Consider the following 17,956-nt stretch of genomic DNA (forward strand, 5'->3'; position numbering starts at 1 on the left):
AGGCCCGAGCCGACGTGTTGGCTCCCTGTTGTTTCCGATATCGCACTTTGCGCCAAAAGCTGGCGTGCCTAGCTTCGGGTTCATGGAACCTGGAATGGATGACGCCAGACCGGACCCGAATCAGCTCATGACCCCCAGCGAGGCCGCGCGCATCCTGGGATTGAGCCCCGACATGGTGCGCGTTCTCCATCGGCGGGGGCAGCTGGCGGCCGAGTGCACGGAAACGGGCCGCCGACTCTTCCGGCGGGCGGACGTGGAGGCCCTGGCCGCTGAACGCGCCAAGAACGAGAAGAAGGGGAAGTCGCAGCGGCTGCCTGGAGGGCAGGGGTGATACGGAACGCCGAGCAACTCCCCGAGGAACAGGCGCCGGAGCTGCAGATGCTCGGCGGGTCCGCGAGCCTCGACCTCATCCATCGCGGGCGTCGGCATCGGGTCTACCGAAGCAGGCCCGATGACCGTGGCATCATCGTGAAGATGACCGCGGCGGAGATACCGGCCGCGGACGCGATTGCTTCACTGCAGCATGAGTACGAGCTCCTGCGCGCGGTCGACCTGCCCGGAGTCGTCAAGGTGCTGGAGCTCGCTCGGACCCGGGACGGCCTCGCGCTCGTCGTGGAAGATGCCGGCGAGCAGGACCTCGCCGAGCGCATCAAGGCCACGCCGCTCTCCATCGGAGAGTTCCTGGAAATCGCTCTCCAGGTCGCGGAGGCCCTGGTCCGCCTCCACGAAGCGCGCATCGTCCATCGCGATATCAATCCCAGCAACATCGTGTGGGATGCGGAGAAGCGGAGGGCGACGCTCGTGGACCTCGGGATGGCCACCACCTTGTCCGGGCTCACCGTCGAGAGCGCGAGCCCCACTCATCTCCAGGGAACGCTGCCCTACATCTCACCGGAGCAGACAGGGCGCACCGGCAGGTCGGTGGACGCGCGGACGGACTTCTACTCTCTCGGCGCGACATTCTACGAGATGCTCTCCGGCTCTCCTCCGTTCACGGCCCAGGAGCCGATTGAGCTCGTTCACGCGCACATGGCGCGCCGCCCCAGGCCTCCTCACGAGGTGAACGCGGAGGTGCCGCTCGTCCTGTCGCGAATCGTCCTCAAGCTGCTCGAGAAGGAACCGGAGCAGCGCTACCAGACGGCGGAGGCGCTCGCGGTCGACTTGCGGGAAGCGAAGAACCAATGGGCCAAGACGGGGACCCTCGTTCCGTTCCCGCTCGCCTATCACGACGTGCCGCGAGAGCTCAGCATCCCCGACAGGCTCTACGGCAGGGAGAAGGAGCGCCAGGCACTTCGGGAAGCGTTCGTGCAGGTGTGTGAAGGCCGCCGGGAGCTCGTCCTCGTCACGGGCGCCCCGGGAATCGGGAAGTCGGCGCTGGTCAGCCACCTCGAAGGACCGGTGACGGAGCGCCGCGGTTTCTTCATCGCCGGCAAGTTTGATCAACTCCAACGGGGCGTGCCCTATGCCGGGCTGACGCAAGCGTTTCGGATGTTGGTCCGGCAGCTGCTCATGGAGTCGGAGCCAGCCCTCGCGCTGTGGCGGGAGCGGCTCCAGGCCGCCGTGGCTCCCAACGGCAAGGTCCTCGTCGAAGTCATCCCCGAGGTCCAAGGCATCATCGGCCCGCAGCCTCCTGTCCTGGAGCTCGGCCCCGTCGAGTCGAGGAACCGCTTCAACCTCGTCTTCACGTCCTTCCTCCGGGTCTTCGCGCGGCCAGAACACCCGTTCGTCCTGTTCATGGATGACCTTCAATGGGTGGACGGAGCGTCGCTCCAGCTCCTGGAGCAGTGGATGGGGGATGTCGAGAACCGATACCTCCTGCTGCTGGGCGCCTACCGTGACTCGGAGGTCGGCCCGGAGCACCCGCTGGCGCGCTCGCTCCTGGAGATGCGCGAGGCGGGAATGAGGATGGAGGAGATCCGCCTCGGGCCCATCGCTCGTGAAGACGTTGCCCGGCTCATCGCCGATGCGCTCAAGCAGGAAGTCACAAGAGCGCGTCCGCTCGCCGATTTGGTGACGCAGAAGACCGCCGGCAATCCGTTTTTCGTTCGAAGACTGCTCCACGCATTCCACGCCGAGAAATGGATTCGCTTCTCGCCTCAGAAGCGCAGCTGGGAGTGGGACCTGCCCAGGCTCGAGCAGGCGCCTCTGAGCGACAACGTGCTCGACTTGATGGTGCAGGCCATCCATCGCCTCCCGGAGGAGACCCGGATGCTGCTGGAGGCCGGGGCCTGCATCGGACACCGTTTCGACCTGGGTCAGCTCGCCGAGGTGACGGGACGTTCACGGACGGAGGCGACCCGGCAGCTCTGGCCCGCGCTGGAAGACGGCCTCCTCGTCCCGCTGGGCGAGGCCTACAAGGTGCCGCGGCGCGAAGGCCCGATGGACGAGAGTCTTGGCGACCTCCCCGGCGTGGTGCAGTTCGTCCATGACCGGGTGCAGCAGGCGGCCTACTCCCTCCTGGATGAAGAGCGGCGACCGGCGCTTCACCTCGACATCGGGCGCAGGCTGCTCCGGGGTGCATCGAATGGCCAGTTCGACGAGCGGCTCTTCGACATCGTGGACCAGCTGGACCTGGGGGAGAGGCTCGTCAGGGACCCGGCGGAGCACCTCCGCCTCGCGGAGCTGAACCTCCTGGCCGGGCGCAAGGCGAAGGCGTCGGCGGCGTACCAGGCGGCGTTCCATTACCTGACCGTCGGCCGGCGTCACCTCCCCGACGAGGCTTGGGAGAGGCACGCCGAGCTGACCTTTGGCCTCCACCGCGAGCTGGCGGAGTGCGCATACCTGACGGGTCAGCACGCCGCGGCTGAAGAGCTCGTCCGGGAGGCGATGGAGCACGCGCCATCCAAGAGCGTGCAGTTGGAGCTCTACTGCCTGCGCGCCCTCGCCGCGACGGACACCGGAGACTACGCCCGCGCGCTCCAGGTGGGGCGCGAAGGCCTCTGCCTCTTCGGGCTCGAGTGGCCGCGCGAACGGCTCCCTGAAGCCATCGAGGCCGAAGCGGCGGCGGTGATGGAGAATGTCGGAGACAGGCGAATCGAGGACCTCGCCCGGCAACCCGAAGTCGCGGATGGAGAGACCCGCGTGTGCATGCGGTTGCTCTCCATCATGGGGGCGCCCGCCTACTTTTCCTCCGATGCCCAGGTCCTTCAGTTCGTCGTGATGCGGCTGGTCAACCTGTCGCTCCTCCGAGGGCCCTCCGCATACTCAGCCTACGGCTACACCTTCTACGCCGCGCTTCACAATGCCCGCACCGGCGACTACGAGACCGGCCACGCCTTCGGGCGGCTGGCCCTCGCGCTGGCCCGGCGCTTCGGGAACCGGGCCGAGGAGAGCCGGACGCTGCAGGTCTTCGGCCTCATCGTGAACCCCTGGAAGGCTCCGCTGCGCGGCAACGTGGCCCTCTTCAAGGACGGATACCGCGCCGGTGTCGAATCAGGCGAGCTGCAATACGCCGCCTACAACCTCGTCGCCCTCCTCATCAATGACTTCTCGCTCGGAATCGCCCTCCCGGATTTCCTGAAGGACGTCGAGGCGAGCTTCGAGTTTTCGACGAAGCACAAGAACAAGACGATGCTCGAGTTCACCCTCGCCTTCCGACAAGGCGTGCGGAACCTCACCGGACGAACGCGGACCCCGGTGAGTTTCGACGACGACGACTTCCAGGAGGTTCGTTTTCTCGACGAGGCGAAGGACAACCGGACCGCCGTCGCCTTCTACCACGTCGTCCGGCTCCAGGCGGCGTACCTGCTCGGCGAGTATGGGATGGCGCGCGAGCGCTCCAGAACCGCCGAGGAGGTGCTCGCTTCCGCGATGGGGATGGCCATCGAGTCCGAGCACGTCTTCTATACGGCGTTGACGTTGGCGGCCGTGTACGAGAGGGCGTCGGAGGAGGAGCGGCCCGCGCTGATGACGGAGCTCGAGGCCCTGAAGGCCCGGCTCACCACGTGGGCCCGGCATTGTCCGGAGAACTTCCGCCCCAAGGAGCAGCTCGTCGAGGCGGAGCTCGCACGGCTTCGGGGGGATTTCTGGCAGGCGCAGCGGCGTTACACCGAAGCCATCGAGAGCGCCGCGCGTGAGGGCTTCACCCAAATCGAGGCGCTCGCGAACGAGCTTCGCGGCCGGTTCGCGCTCGCGCACGGGGAGCCCCGCGTGGCGAGCCTGTACCTGCGAGCGGCGCGGGAGAACCACGTGAGGTGGGGCGCGAGCGTGAAGGCACGCGCCCTGGAGGAGGCGCACCCCGAGCTCGTCGTGTCCCAGGAGAAGCCAGGGTCGCAGAGCCAATCCTCGTCTCGCGAGCTCGCGCTCGACACCCTTGGCCTCATCAAGGCATCGCAGGCCATTTCGGTGGAGACAGCGCCCGCGCGGCTGTTCGAGCGCATCCTGCGAATCGTCATGGAGGTCGCCGGAGCCCAGAAGGGGGGCCTCCTGTTGGGAGAACCGGGAGCGCTCAAGGTGCGCGCGGGGTTCCAGGCGGAAGACGCGGAGGTGAGCTTGCTCGAGGTGCCTCTGGCCCAGGCCAGTGAATTCCCCCGCTCCATCGCCCGCTACGTCGCGAGGCTCGGGGAGTCGCTGGTGCTCGCCGACGCGGCGGCGGAAGGTCAGTTCGCCACCGACGCCGAGGTGCGAGCGCTGGGGATTCGCTCGGTCGCCTGCGTGCCATTGAAGAAGCAGGCGAAGGTCGTAGGCGTTCTCTATCTGGAGAACAACGCGATGGCCGGCGCCTTCACGCAGGAGCGCGTCGAGGTGGTGCAGGTCCTCGCGGCCCAGGCGGTGATTTCGCTCGACAGCAGTACGTTCCTGCTGGAGCGTGAGCGCTCAGAGCACACCGCTCGTTTCCTGGCGGCCGCTGGAGCCGCCCTCGTGGAGTCGCTGGATTACGCCACCACGCTCGCGCGAGTGGTTCAGCTGGCGGTGCCGAGGTTCGCGGACTGGTGCCTCCTCGACCTGGTCGCGGAGGACGGGAGTCCCAGTCGAGTCGAGATTGCTCATGCGGACCCCGCCCAGGCCGAACTCGCCGGACGTCTGAAACGCTTCACCGCCATGCCGGGAGGGAATCGGAGGCATCCGCCGCCCAAGGCCCTGGTCGAAAGCCAGCCGGTGCTCCTGGAGGACGTTTCCGAGGCGTGGATGCGGGCGATGGCGCTCGATGAGGAGCATCATCGGGTCCTGTTGGACATGCGGCCTCGTTCCGTCATCTCGGTTCCGCTCGTCGCGCGCGGGCGCACGTTGGGCATCCTGACGTTCATCGTGGCGCAGTCGGGCCGACGCTACGACCACGCGGACCTCGCCGTCGCGCAGGACCTCGCGAAGCGCTGTGCACTGGCCATGGACAATGCAGCGCTCTATCGAGACGCGCAGGATGCCATCCGCCTCCGGGATGAGTTCCTCTCCATCGCCTCCCATGAGCTGAAGACGCCGCTGACTCCGCTGCAGCTCCAGCTCCACACGCTCGAACGACGGCTGCCGAAGCTCGTCACCAGTGAGGAGGGGGCGGCGTGGCTCTCGGAGCGGCTGGGAATCCTCCGTCGCCAGGGAATGAGATTGGAAAGGCTCATCAACGAGCTGTTGGACGTCTCGCGCATCTCGGGGGGGCGCCTGCGGCTGGAGCTGGAGCGCGTGGACCTCTCGGAGGTCGTGGCGCAGATTGTGACGAGCTTCGAGGACAGCGGAGACCTGGCTCGTTCCGGGTCCCAGGTGACGGCGAGCATCGGAACGCCTGTGATGGGATGGTGGGATCGCCTCCGGCTCGAGCAGGTCATCACCATCCTGCTGTCGAACGCGCTCAAATACGGCGCGGGGAAGCCGGTCAACCTCAGCGTGAGTCTGAACGAGTTCTCCGCGGCGGTGGAGGTGACGGACCAGGGGTTGGGAATCGAACCGCAGCACCAGGAGAGAATCTTCGGGCGCTTCGAGCGTGCCGTCTCGGCCAGACAGTATGGCGGGCTGGGCCTTGGCCTCTACATCGCGAGTCAAATCGTGGAGAGGATGGGCGGCGCCATCCAGGTGAGCTCGGAACCTGGGAAGGGTTCGGTGTTCACCGTGACGCTTCCGCTGGCCGGGCCGGATTCCAGCGCCGCGGAAGGACAGGGGCACGCGTGACGACCGCCCAGACAGGAAGTGGCACTCCGAAGCACATCCTGGTCGTCGATGACGACGTGGACATCCGCGCGACGCTTTCGGACTACCTCGAGGATGAAGGCTACAGCGTCGCGGGTGCCGCGAACGGCCGTGAAGCCTTGGAGTACCTGAGAGCGCACCCGTCCACCTCGGTCATCCTGCTCGACTTGATGATGCCCGTCATGGACGGGTTCCGGTTTCGCTCCGAGCAGAAGAACGACCCGAAGGTGGCTTCCATCCCCGTGGTGGTCATGACCGCCCGTGGCGCGGTGGACCCCAGGACGCTTGACGTCCAGGATGTCATCGCCAAGCCGCTGAACCTGACGAAGTTGATGGAGGCGATAGCCCGAGCGGCCCGACGCCCGCCTTCATCATCAAATGGAGAGGGCCCGCCGCGCATCGCGACGTCGGTGCCTGAGAGCTTCCTGGCGGGGGGCGGCGAGATGGGCGGGCTCATCCGCTCGATGGATTGGTCCCGCACGGCCATCGGGCCCATGGGAGCCTGGCCTCAAAGCCTCAAGACGGCGCTGAGCGTCTGTCTGGGTTCGAAGTTCCCCATGTTTGTCTGGTGGGGGCGGGACCTGACCATCTTCTACAACGACGCCTATGCTCCCATTCTGGGGACCCTCAAGCATCCTCGGTTCCTGGGCAGGTCCGCCAAGGAGCAGTGGGCGGAGGTCTGGGACACGCTGCGCCCCATGACGGAGCAGGTGATTCAGGAAGGGACGGCGACCTGGTTCGAGGACTTCCATCTCTTCCCGGTGATTCGACAGGGGTTCCCCGAAGACACCTATTTCACCTTCTCCTACAGTCCGGTTCGGGACGAGTCCGGTGAAGTGGGGGGCGTCTTCTGCGCGGTTCAGGAGACCACGAAGCGGGTGCTGGGAGAGCGCCGGATTCGCACCTTGCGTGAGCTGGGCCAGAAGGCGACCGACCCCCGGACCGTCGAAGAAGCTTCGACGCTCACGGCGATGGTTCTCTCGACCAATGCCGCGGATGTGCCCTTCGCGTTGATCTACCTCGTGGAAGAGGGAACTCCCCAGCGCCTGCTCCTCAAGGCGACAGCGGGAGCGGCCTTGGAGGGGCGGCGGCTCCCAGAGCACATCGCACTCGCTGGCGACCCCTCGGTCCTTTCACGGAGCGCCGCTCAGGCTCTCCAGGAACGAAAGCCCATCGTTCTCGAAGCGCCGTTGGAGACACTCGGGGAGTTTGCCCGGAGCCCCTGGCCGGAGCCCCTGCGCCGCGCTGTCATCCTGCCCATCACCTCCGCGGAGAAGGACCATGCCGCCGCGGGAATCCTGATGGTGGGCGTCAACCCGCGGTTGCCGTTCGACGAGGACTACCGAGGGTATCTGGACCTGCTGGCGGGACAGCTCGCCACGGCCATCGCGACCGCGAGGACGCGCGAGGAGGAAAAGGAGCGCACCGAAGCGCTCGCCGAGATTGACCGCGCCAAGACGGCCTTCTTCTCGAACGTCAGCCACGAGTTCAGGACACCGCTCACGCTGATGCTGGGGCCGCTCGAGGACCAGCTCGACGGCGTTCGAGGACCGCTGCCGCCCGCGTTGCGAGAAGATGCCCAGCTTGTCCACCGCAATGCGGTGCGTCTGCTCAAGCTGGTCAACACCCTCCTGGATTTCTCGCGCATCGAAGCCGGGAGGATTCAGGCTGTGTACGAGCCGACGGACCTCTCACGCCTGACGGCCGACCTCGCCAGTGTCTTCCGGTCCGCGACTGAAAAGGCGGGCCTCAAGCTCAAGGTGGATTGCCCGTCCTTGCCGGAGCCGGTCTACGTCGACCGGGAGATGTGGGAGAAGATTGTCCTCAACCTCATCTCCAATGCCTTCAAGTTCACCTTCGAGGGGGAGGTCGCCGTCTCCCTCCGGTGGGCCGGCGACGCCGTGGAGCTCGAGGTCCGCGACACGGGCACGGGCATTCCCGCTGAAGAGCTTCCGCACATCTTCCAGCGGTTTCACCGGGTGGAAGGCGCGCGAGCGAGGACACAAGAGGGCTCCGGCATCGGGCTCGCCCTGGTTCAGGAGCTCGTGAATCTTCATCGGGGGGCGGTGCGAGCCGAGAGTCGCGTGGGAGAAGGGACCCGTTTCATCGTGTCCATCCCGACAGGCTCGGAGCACCTCCCGAAGGACAGGCTTGAAGGGCGCAGGACGTTGGCCCCCACGTCCGTGGATTCGTCTGCCTTCGTCGAGGAGGCTTTGAAGTGGCTGCCTGGAGAGCGGGACCCGGAGTCGATGCCCGCTCCCGCGGCCTGGGCCGGGCCGGAAGCGCCGAGAGAAGCGCGCATTCTCCTCGCGGACGACAACGCCGACATGCGCGAGTACATCAGACGCCTCCTCTCCCAGCACTGGAACGTGGAGGCGGTCTCGAACGGTGCCGCGGCGCTGGCGTTTGCCCGCGAGAACCCGCTCGACCTCGTGCTGACCGACGTCATGATGCCCGAGCTCGACGGCTTTGGCCTCTTGCGGGAGCTGCGAAGCGATCCCCGGCTGCGGGCGATTCCGGTCATCATGCTCTCCGCGCGCGCAGGCGAGGAGGCGCGAGTCGAAGGTTTTGAAGCGGGCGCCGACGACTACCTCGTCAAGCCATTCAGCGCTCGAGAGCTCATGGCTCGCGTCGCCTCGCAGCTCGCCCTTGCCAGGCTTCGGCGGGAGATTGAAAAGGAGCGGGATGCCCGTCTCGAGGAGCTCTCGCGCACCGTTCGCGTCAGCGAGATGTTTGTAGGGATTCTCAGCCACGACCTTCGCAACCCCCTCTCCGCCATCAGCACGGCGGCGAGCGTGCTCGTGAGGCGAAGCGAAGAGTCAGAGAAGGCCTTGAAACCAGCGCTCCGCATCCTGAGCAGCGCCGACCGGATGCGGCGGATGATTGACCAGCTCCTCGACTTCACGCGTGCGCGTCTGGGCTCTGGAATCACGTTGCAGCGCAGTCAGACGGACCTCGCCGATATCTGCCGCCTCGTGATGGACGAACTGGAAGGAGGGGACGAGGGGGCCGCCATTCAACTGCAAACCGAGGGCAATACCCTGGGGGAATGGGATAGAGACCGGCTCGCCCAACTCCTTTCAAATCTGCTCGCCAACGCGCTCGGACATGGCGCGCCAGGGTCGCCAGTCTCGGTACGGCTCAAGGGGAAGGCCCCGAATGTCGTATGCATCGAGGTTCACAACCAGGGGGTGATTCCAGCGGAGCTCATGCCGGTGCTCTTCGAGCCCTTCCGCACGGGCGAAAAGAAGCTCTCGCGCTCGAGTGGGCTGGGATTGGGTCTCTTCATCACGAAACAAATCACCCTGGCACACGCGGGCAGCATCCGCGTCGAGTCATCTGAAGCCGCGGGCACCTGTTTCATTGTCGAGTTGCCCAGAATGGAGGCCGGGGCGGTGAAGAGGGGCGCCCTGCTCGGTTGAGGGAGGCCAGCCACCCCGCCCCTGCCTGCCTCATCCCCGCGGCCGCTCAGCCGACGCCCTCCGTCAGGAAGACCTCCGCGGCTCCCGTGCGCCCGTGGGCCTCCGCCTCCCGGCGGTGGAAGGCATGGAGCATCCGCGCCACGCCCTCCGCGCCTCCGAACTGGAAGCCCAGTTGGGTGCCGTAGCAGAGACAGCCCTCCACTTTCGTCATCAAATGCTCGGTGATATCCACCGCCAGGGGCCGCAGCCCCCGAGGCAGCGCCGCGTCTGGCTTCGCGTCCGGCTGGCGCACGGCGTAGGGTGTATCCCGGTAGTAGAAGACGCGGTTCGACGCAATGCCCAGCCCCCGCACCGCCCGGACAACGTGCACGTGGTCCACGTGGCTTCCCAGCGCCTGCGGTACGAAGACGCGGTCTGGCTTCAGCTCCCACAACACGGGCCTCAGACACCTCGCCACCGACGCTTCGATGGCGTCATCCACTCGCGGGGGCTGGAACAGCGCTTCCGCGCTCGCGTAGCCCCGGTGCGGCGCCTCCTCCAGGTCCCCCCAGGCGAGGATATCCACGCCCAGCCGCTTCGCGAACGCCTGGTCCTCCTCGCGCCGGAGGGCCATGTAGTCCACCTCCGGCCCCAACCCCTTCGCCGTCTGGCATCGCAACGCGAAGCCCCGGGGCTCCGGTACCGAGCGCGTGAAGACGGTGATGAGCCCTACCGTCCACCCCTTCGCCTTCAAGGCCGCCAGCGTCCCTCCACATGAGAAGGCCACGTCGTCCAGGTGCGGCGATACGAAGAGGGCCGTGCTCATAACAGATGCGGCGCCGCCCGGAACCTGCACATGGGGTCCGCGCTCTCCTGCGTCGTCGCCGGGTCATACAGGCGCGTCCACCGCGTGTCCGGCCGCGTGCCCGTCAGCTCCGTGTACACCCCCTGGATTCTCCGCCCCACCGCCTGCCACGAGTACAGCTCCCGCACCTCGCGCAGCGCCGTCGACGCCAGTCGCTTTCGCAGCGGCGCGTCGTCCATCAGCCGCCCCATGGCCTGGGCTAGCGCGACGCTGTCCTTCGGCGGCACCAACAGTCCGTCCCGCCCGTCCTCCAGGCAGTCCACCACTCCCACCGCCTTCGTCGACACGATGGGCAACCCGGACGCCATCGCCTCTAGGAGCGTGTTGGAGAACCCTTCCGAATACGTGGGCGACACGAACAGGTCCCCACGCCGGTACAGGTCCGGCGCCTCCGAGTAGGTGGACACCCCCGTCAGCTCCACCGTGCCCTGAAGCCCCTCCGCCTCCACGCGCGCGCGCACCGCCTCCACGTCCGGTCCAATCCCAGACACGCGCAACCGGAACCCGCGCCCCTCCGCTACCAGCCGCTTCACCGCGTCCAGCAGCTCCATCACGCCTTTCCGAGCGTCCACCCGCCCGTGGTACAGCCACACCGGCACGTCCCGCAGCGCTCCCAGGCTCGACTCGCTCCGCGGATGGAAGCGCTGTGTGTCCGTGGCGCCCGGGACGATGGTGAACCGCTCCAGCGGTGTCCCATGGAGTCCCCGCACCTCCTCCGCGAAGGACTGGCTGCCAATCAACAGCGCCCCCGAGTGGCCCAGCACCGCGAGCATCGCCTGCTTGTGCGTCCCACAGCACGTCCCCACCCAGTGCCCGTCACCGCCCTGGATGGAGACGACGTTGGGCAGTCCCAGCCGCCGCGCCGCCTCCATCGCCGCCAGGCCACAGGGATAGCCGTACTGCGCGTGGAGGAGGTCGAAGGGCTTGCGCCGGTGCTCGCGAATCACCGTGTCCACCAGGTCCTCCACGTCCTGCTCGAAGCTCGCGGGCTGACCCTGGTTGATGCGCTGCTCGCCCCGGGATTCGCACCCCAGCACGTGTGCGCCTGGAATCTCCGGCGGCGGCCCGCCCCCGTACACCGCCATGCCCGCGGCGTCGTTGCGGTACTGGCTCACCATCGTCACGTCATGCCCGCACGCGACCAGCTCCCGCACCAGGTTGAGCGCATAGACACTCATCCCCGAAATCGCCGGGAAGAAGCGCCGGGAGATGAAGCAGATCCGCAGCCGGCTCACGTTGTTCACGCCGCCACCTCCGCGTCCGTCGGCAGGCGCGCTTTCAACCATTCCAGCGCCCTGGGCACCATTTCGTGCGCCCGGTGCGCATCCCTGGACAACTCCACGCACACCAGCCGCTCGTAGCCCGCGCGCGCCAGCTCCCGCAGCACCGACGGCACGTCCACGTCCCCCTCGCCAAACGGCAGGTGCTCATGCACGCCGCGCTTCATGTCCTCCAACGCCACCGTGCCCAGCACCGGCGCGAACTCGCGCACCGCCTCCGCCGGCCCCCGCTCCCCGGTCACCAGCAGGTGCCCCACGTCCAGGGCCAGCCGCACCGGGGGCGCGCCCGTCGCCGTCACGCGCGCCTGCAATCGGCTCCAGCCGTCCACCGTGTCCACCAGCATCCCCGGCTCCGGCTCCACCGCCAGCACCACCCCGCGCGCCGCCGCGTACTCCGACAGCCGGGCCACCCCGTCCACCAGCCACGGCCAGGCGGCCTCCTCCGTCACCCCGGCGCGGGGCACTCCCGCCCAGAAGGACACCGCTTCGCCCCGGCACGTCGCGCACACGTCCACCGCGCGCTTCAGGAACTCCAGGCGTCGCGCCCGGCCCGCGGCATCCGGTGTGATGAGCGTGGGTTCATGCTTGCGCCGCGGGTCCAACAGGAAGCGCGCCCCCGTCTCCACCACCAGCCCCAGGCCCAGCCGCTCCAGCAGCGCGGCCAGCTGTCCGCTCCGCTGTTCGAAGTCCGGCGCGAACGGGTCGAAGTGGTGGTGGTCCAACGTCAGCGCCACGCCGTCGTAGCCACTGTCCGCGATGAGGCGCAGTGCGTCCTCGAAGCGGTGGTTGGAGATGCCGTTGGTGTTGTACGCGAAGCGCGGCGCCATGGCTCATTGCCCCCCGAAGCGACGGCTCGCGAGCATCGCCGGCACCGCGTGGCGGTCCGGCTCGCGGTAGAGCGCGTACAGCGGCCCCACGCGCTCTTCCGCCAGCCGTGCGTTGAACCAGACCGGCCCCCCCAGCCGCGCCTCTGCCTCCGGCGTCAGCCGCACCGGCAGCGCGCCCGGCGGCGGCGTGCCCCTCCCCACCAGCGGGTCGCCCCGCTCCATCAGCCGCGCCGCGTTGCGCTCGCCCAGGCGGTTGTACGTCATCGTCTCCACCTCCAGCCCCGGCACCACCACCTTCACCACGTGCACCGGGTGGCCCGGAGGGGACAGGTCCGCGACGAGGATGTCGAAGCCCGCCGCATGGAGCTGCCGCACCACGTGGTCGCATCGCAGCGCCGGGTCCTCCATCCCCGGCACCCGGGGCAGGTCCTCGAAGCGCACGCTGCGTCGACGCAGCAACGTGCACGCCGTGAGCTCGCGCAGCGCCGGGGCCGGCAACTGGGCCCACTCCGCCATGGCCTGCAGCGCACGGGGTTCCTCGGAGGCCACGTCCACCAGGGGGACGAACCGCTCCATGTATTCCCTGGGCGCGACGCGGGCCACTTCGCTCAGCGGGCCGTGGGAGATGGCCTTTCGCGCCCGGGAGCCCGCGAACTCCAGCAGCGCCTTGCGCAGGGCCCGGTCCCTGTCCGGGTCGGTCGCCTCGCCACAGCCGGTCACCAACAGCGGCTGGTTGCCCACGGACAGGTCGTTGCCCACCACGTAGACATTCACGAGGCCGAAGTCGGTGCTCGCGAGCTTCACCATCACCTCCACGCCCGCGCGCTGGTAGCGCTCCAGCAGCTCCCGCACGTCCGGGGCCAGCGCCGCGCCCTCCAGGTCCAGCACCAGGCCCTGGTCCATGGCGCGGAACTGGAGCCCGTTGCCGTCGCGTTGCAGCAGCTCCAGCAGGGCGTGCGCCAGTGCCTGCTTCTGCGTCCGTCCCGCGCCCCGCCCGTTGGTCAATGGTCTGGCCAGCGGTGTCTTCCCCCGCAGGTTCCCGGGCCGGACGGCGATGAACTCCTCTGGCACCAGCACCTTCTCGCCGGTGGAGAGCCGCTTCATCTCCCCCCAGACGAGCGGCATGTCGGGCCGGTAGGGACTGCCCGCGGGCAGGCTCAGGGTGAGCGGGTCCGCCACCGCCGCGGCGCCGAAGGCCGTCACCAGCTCCGAGCAGGTGCCGTGCACGCGAGGCATGCGCAGCAGGGCCTGGTCGGCGCAGACCTCCTCGGCGAGCTCGCCCAGGGCCCCGACGCGCGCCTCTTCCTCGGTGGCGCCGTAGCCATTGGCGTGAACGATGTCGCCAGGCCTGTCTCCCACCCGCAGGCTCGCGGAGACCACCGGGACGCCCAGCCGGTCCAACGGGTCGATGCGGAAGATGGGGAACGCCCCCGGAGGCATGACACGGAAATAGGCATCCAGGGCTTCGCTCAGACTCATGACAATTCCTCCAACGAAACGGGACGGGTGTGAGGCATGCCCGAGAGCAGCCGGTCGAACAGCGCCAGCGCGTGCTCGCGGGTGACGCCGCGCGCGAACTCGAACGGCGTGAAGACGTTCTCGAACGGGAGCTGCTCGAGCACCGCGCGGTAGCGGCGCAGCTCCGCGTGGCTCAGCGGAATCGCGTAGTGGAAGCCCTTGTGACACGACAGCGCCGTGGGGTGGCCCTGCGCGTCCAGGTCCACCTTCAGCGCGTCGCCACAGAACAGCGAGCGGGTGCGCTCGTCGTACAGCACCATCTGGCCTTCGTAGTGTCCCGCCACGCAGTGGAGCGTCAGGCCCGGCGCCAGGGTGTGCTCGTCATCCACCGGCCAGCGCACCTGGAAGGCCTTGCTGTACTGGACCGCGTCGCGGTGCAGGACGAGCAGCGGGTCGAAGCGCTCCTGCAACTGCCACAGCGCTCCGAAGCCGTGCGGGTGCGACGCGGACAGCACCTGGATGCCGCCCATCGCCTCCAGGGCCTCCAGCGCCGGCAGCGAGTACCAGGGCGCGCCCTCGAAGGCGACGTTGCCTTCCGGTCCGCGCAGGAGCCACCCCGTGGAACCCAGGCCGAAGCCCGGCGTGCAGGTGAAGCCCCAGATGCCGGGCAGCGTCTCCTCCCAGCGCGTGCTCAGGCGCTCCGACACCTGGCCCGTCGTCTGGAAGTCCCAGCCGTCGCGCGGGAGTGCGTTGCGCACGTCCAGGCACGTGGGGCAGCCCGTGGGCTGCTCGCGCGGGAACCCCGGCTGCCAGGTGCCGCAGTGGGTGCAGGCGTAGCGCGTCAGTGACATGGCGGAAACGCCCTCCCGGAGTGAAGTGCCTGCGACAGGAGCCCCACGAGGCGCACGTCGCGCTCCGGGGCGAAGGGCTGCGGACGGCCGTCCAGCACGCACGCGGAGAAGGCCTCCACCTGGTTGAGGAAGGGGCTCCGGTCCTCGTCCGGCGACAGGTGAATCCACGTCTCCTCGCCCGTCTTCGCGTCGGTGAGCGACAGCGAGCCGCCGGGCGTCTGCCCCATCGTCTTGGACGCCAGTGCGCGCGCGCGGGTGCCGATGAGCTCCAGCGTGCGCCGGGGGTACGCGTCCGGGCAGTTGTAGGCCACCTGCAGGAGCCCCAGCGTTCCGCCGCGGAACTGACCCATCAGCACCGCGCCGTCGTCCACCGGGTAGCCGTGCACGCGCCGCTGCGTCATGGCGAGGAGCGACTGCCATTCGTCCCCCAGCACCACCTCCAGCAGGTCCAGTCCGTGGGGCGCCAGGTCAATCATCGCGCCGCCGCCGGCCTGCTCCGGGTCGATGCGCCAGTTGTTCGGGGTCCAGTCCGCGGGCAGCCAGCAGGCGTAGTGGATGCGCGCCTGGGTGATGGTGCCCAGCACGCCCTCCTTCACCAGCATGCGCAGCTTGCGGTGCGCCGCGTGGTGGCGCTGGTCGAACGCGGTGGCGTAGTGCACGCCCGCGCGCTGACACGCGGACATCATGCGCAGCCCGTCCTGCGCGGTGATGGCCATGGGCTTCTCGCACAGCACGTGCTTGCCCGCCGCGGCGCAGGCCTCCGTCATCGCGGCGTGCAGGTGGTTGGGCGTGGCGATGTAGACGGCCTCCACGTTCCGGTCCGCCAGCGCCGCCTCCAGCGCGGTGTGCCGGACGGCGTCGTCCGCCTGGATGCGCATCAGCGCCTCCGCGTCCGAGTCGCACAGCGCCACCAGCCGCGCATTGCGCGCGCCCTGGAGCGCCGGGATGACGTAGTCCCGCGCCACCAGACCGCACCCCACCACCGCCCAGCCCAGCGCGGGGTCCCCTGGCTTCGTCCCGGACATGTCACCACCTCTCAGGAAGGTTCAAGAGCCACCGCCGCCTCACGAGCGCGGCGCGCTCTTCTGGCGACGCGTCGGTGGCGGCCCGCCGCAGCAGGGCCGCGTCTCCGGGCGCGTCTGACCGCAGGTAGTGGGCGCTCGCGTACTCCGCGGCCAGGGCCGGCGTGGGCCAGGCGGGCCGCACGCGGCCGTCGTGTTCCTCCAGCAGTGGATTGGGGCGCAGCCTCGCGCCGGGCACGGTCACGCCGAAGTCGATGGTGCTCCGGCCTGGCGTCGCGGGCCATGCGAAGCTCAAGGCCTCCGCGCGCTCCAGTTCCTCCGGTTGGGAAGCAGGCACGGTGCCGCCTTCGAGGAAGCGGGTGAAGAAGGCGGCGTCGTCGTAGCAGGCGGCCCCGGGCATCAGCGCCGCGTATCCGGCGGGGCTCAGCGGCGTGCCGCCCACGCCCCGTTGGTCGACCTGTTTGTTGTGGGCATGGCCCACGAGCACGCGGCCGGAAGGCCCCGCCACGCGGCGCAGCTCCGACAGCGCGCGGGCCTTGTCCGACAGGAAGTAGAGCGCGTCGTGACACAGCACGGTGGCGCCTTCGAGCGGTGAGATGGGCAGGTCCGCGGCTGCGTCCGCGCAGAGGAGCACGGCCTCCGGCACGACGAAGTGACGCGCCAGCCACAGCTTGGCGAACACCACGTCCACGCCCACGACGGGGGTGCCCCGGAGCGACACCTCGCGCAGCACCTGTCCGAGGCCACACGCCAGCTCCACCACCCAGGGTGGTGAGTCCCAGTGCTGCGCCAATAACCCCAGCGCGCTCAGGAAGGTGGGCGCGGACTGCCGGTGCGCGAAGTAGGGGGCCACCGGCCCGAAGCACAGCTGCTCCATGGCGGCGCGGAGCCCCAGCGTCCCCGACTCGACGCCCTCCACGACGGCGGCGGTGGCGGCGAGGGACGGGGGCGGGATGCGCGCATGGTCGTCCTGGTCCCGCAGCAGCAGGGCCCGCGCGTGACGCCCGTCGCCCTGCTCCAGCGCGGTCACCACGGCCGCACGCAAGGCCTCGCGGCCGGTGCGCAGGAAGGGGATGCCGTCCACGACAGGCCAGAGGGTGGTGCCATCCGACCAGAGCTCGGGTGACACCCGCGTCAGCGGCAGGCCGGTGAGGGGATGGCGCGGCGGCGGCGCGGCGAACTCCTTCGGCGGAAGCCTCATGGCCACACCGCTGCTTCGCGAAGGACGTCGTTGCCGAAGGCCCACAGCGGGCCGGGGTGGATGAGCTCCAGGTCCTCCATCGCCTGGCGCAGCGTGAAGGCCGCCGCGCGGGCGTGGGCCTCCAGCTCCAGCACCCGGTCCAGCGTGTCCGCGGCGTTGAAGGCGCGCGCCTCCGCTGACTCCACGTTGCCGGTGAGTGTCAGCGCCTGGCGCACGGCTTCGGAGAGCCGGGGCGGAAGCCTCGTCAGGGCCGCCTCGGTGAGGCGCTTCGTCAGGGGCTCCAGCAGGTCCCCCAGCAGCGCTTCGCCGCTGTAGCCCGCGTCCGGCAGCACCGCGTTGAAGAGGTGATGCGACAGGCCCGCCAGGAAGGGCAGGGCCGGGGCCGCGCCGAAGCGGGGGGACACGAGCACCGCCACCACCGCCACCGCGTAGCAGTGGTCGGCATGGCTCTCCTGCGGTGACACGAGGAGGCGTGCCCGGCCGGGGAATGTGGCCCCGGCGCGGGGTTGGTGCACCAGCCGCTCCACGAACTCGGGCGGCGGGCCGTGGGAGGACTCCGAGGAGGGCATCAGCGCCAGGGACAGCTGCTCCCGCAGGCCGGCGCCCAAGGGGCCCGCCACCGCGTCCAGGCCCCGACGCAGCACCCGCGTCGCGTCCATCGGGGACAGCCCCGCCCGCTGGAGGATGTCCGCGTCCAGGCCGCACAGCCGCACCGCCGCCACCGCGCGCGCCGTCTCCTGGAGCGCCACGGTGCCGGGGTCCATGCCGGCCGCCAGGGCCGCCCACGCGCGACGGAAGCCGTGGGCCGCCAGTCCCTCCGGATGGTCCGGAGTGCGGACGCGCTTGAGGTCCATCAGCTCCGAGAGGAGCGGACGGAGCTTCGCCAGGCGGCCCGGGGCCGCCGCCGTGTCACGCGCGGGTGCGTTCATGGTGG

At 69.2% G+C, this 17,956-nt stretch carries 11 protein-coding genes; 3 read left to right on the forward strand and 8 right to left on the reverse strand.

Going from position 1 to position 17,956, the window contains the following annotated elements:
* Positions 1-94 precede the first annotated feature (94 nt).
* Genes LZ199_RS33555 through LZ199_RS33565 form a run of 3 tightly spaced genes read left to right on the forward strand, consistent with a single transcriptional unit; the run spans position 95 to position 9,539 of the window.
* Positions 95-331 carry a helix-turn-helix domain-containing protein gene (locus LZ199_RS33555; RefSeq protein ID WP_253997832.1) on the forward strand — a complete coding sequence of 79 codons (237 nt, stop codon included), beginning with the start codon at positions 95-97 and terminating at the stop codon, positions 329-331.
* Positions 328-6,099 (forward strand): AAA family ATPase, encoded by a 5,772-nt coding sequence (locus LZ199_RS33560; RefSeq protein WP_253997833.1) that lies wholly within the window; start codon positions 328-330, stop codon positions 6,097-6,099. Before LZ199_RS33555 ends, LZ199_RS33560 begins: the two co-directional genes overlap by 4 nt.
* Positions 6,096-9,539, forward strand: coding sequence for an ATP-binding protein (locus tag LZ199_RS33565; RefSeq protein ID WP_253997834.1), 3,444 nt, complete (start codon positions 6,096-6,098; stop codon positions 9,537-9,539). Before LZ199_RS33560 ends, LZ199_RS33565 begins: the two co-directional genes overlap by 4 nt.
* 46 nt (positions 9,540-9,585) lie before the next feature.
* Here LZ199_RS33565 and LZ199_RS33570 read toward each other — a convergent pair whose 3' ends face one another.
* The 8 genes from LZ199_RS33570 to LZ199_RS33605 are packed head-to-tail and all read right to left on the reverse strand — an operon-like array spanning position 9,586 to position 17,951.
* Positions 9,586-10,344 (reverse strand): PIG-L deacetylase family protein, encoded by a 759-nt coding sequence (locus LZ199_RS33570; protein ID WP_253997835.1) that lies wholly within the window; start codon positions 10,342-10,344, stop codon positions 9,586-9,588.
* The gene (locus tag LZ199_RS33575; RefSeq protein WP_253997836.1) at positions 10,341-11,627 is read right to left on the reverse strand and encodes a glycosyltransferase family 4 protein; all 1,287 of its coding nucleotides are present in this window, start codon (positions 11,625-11,627) and stop codon (positions 10,341-10,343) included. The genes LZ199_RS33570 and LZ199_RS33575 overlap by 4 nt, the downstream gene beginning before the upstream one ends.
* Positions 11,624-12,490: a sugar phosphate isomerase/epimerase family protein gene (locus LZ199_RS33580; RefSeq protein ID WP_253997837.1), complete on the reverse strand. Its 867-nt coding sequence runs from the start codon at positions 12,488-12,490 to the stop codon at positions 11,624-11,626. The genes LZ199_RS33575 and LZ199_RS33580 overlap by 4 nt, the downstream gene beginning before the upstream one ends.
* A gap of 3 nt (positions 12,491-12,493) precedes the next feature.
* The gene (locus tag LZ199_RS33585; RefSeq protein WP_253997838.1) at positions 12,494-13,969 is read right to left on the reverse strand and encodes a YcaO-like family protein; all 1,476 of its coding nucleotides are present in this window, start codon (positions 13,967-13,969) and stop codon (positions 12,494-12,496) included.
* Positions 13,966-14,799 carry an MBL fold metallo-hydrolase gene (locus LZ199_RS33590; protein WP_253997839.1) on the reverse strand — a complete coding sequence of 278 codons (834 nt, stop codon included), beginning with the start codon at positions 14,797-14,799 and terminating at the stop codon, positions 13,966-13,968. Before LZ199_RS33590 ends, LZ199_RS33585 begins: the two co-directional genes overlap by 4 nt.
* Positions 14,790-15,824: a Gfo/Idh/MocA family protein gene (locus LZ199_RS33595; protein ID WP_253997840.1), complete on the reverse strand. Its 1,035-nt coding sequence runs from the start codon at positions 15,822-15,824 to the stop codon at positions 14,790-14,792. The genes LZ199_RS33590 and LZ199_RS33595 overlap by 10 nt, the downstream gene beginning before the upstream one ends.
* Position 15,825: 1 nt before the next feature.
* The gene (locus LZ199_RS33600; protein WP_253997841.1) at positions 15,826-17,022 is read right to left on the reverse strand and encodes a class I SAM-dependent methyltransferase; all 1,197 of its coding nucleotides are present in this window, start codon (positions 17,020-17,022) and stop codon (positions 15,826-15,828) included.
* Positions 17,019-17,951 (reverse strand): hypothetical protein, encoded by a 933-nt coding sequence (locus LZ199_RS33605; protein ID WP_253997842.1) that lies wholly within the window; start codon positions 17,949-17,951, stop codon positions 17,019-17,021. The genes LZ199_RS33600 and LZ199_RS33605 overlap by 4 nt, the downstream gene beginning before the upstream one ends.
* Positions 17,952-17,956: the final 5 nt, after the last annotated feature.

It is taken from the genome of Myxococcus qinghaiensis, assembly GCF_024198215.1.
Lineage (GTDB): Bacteria > Myxococcota > Myxococcia > Myxococcales > Myxococcaceae > Myxococcus > Myxococcus qinghaiensis.

Coding starts and splice junctions, on each gene's coding strand:
- LZ199_RS33585 (WP_253997838.1), bottom strand. CDS start 13,969: ATGAGTCTGAGCGAAGCCCTGGATGCCTATTTCCGTGTCATGCCTCCG.
- LZ199_RS33570 (WP_253997835.1), bottom strand. CDS start 10,344: ATGAGCACGGCCCTCTTCGTATCGCCGCACCTGGACGACGTGGCCTTC.
- LZ199_RS33555 (WP_253997832.1), top strand. CDS start 95: ATGGATGACGCCAGACCGGACCCGAATCAGCTCATGACCCCCAGCGAG.
- LZ199_RS33580 (WP_253997837.1), bottom strand. CDS start 12,490: ATGGCGCCGCGCTTCGCGTACAACACCAACGGCATCTCCAACCACCGC.
- LZ199_RS33600 (WP_253997841.1), bottom strand. CDS start 17,022: ATGAGGCTTCCGCCGAAGGAGTTCGCCGCGCCGCCGCCGCGCCATCCC.
- LZ199_RS33595 (WP_253997840.1), bottom strand. CDS start 15,824: ATGTCCGGGACGAAGCCAGGGGACCCCGCGCTGGGCTGGGCGGTGGTG.
- LZ199_RS33605 (WP_253997842.1), bottom strand. CDS start 17,951: ATGAACGCACCCGCGCGTGACACGGCGGCGGCCCCGGGCCGCCTGGCG.
- LZ199_RS33590 (WP_253997839.1), bottom strand. CDS start 14,799: ATGTCACTGACGCGCTACGCCTGCACCCACTGCGGCACCTGGCAGCCG.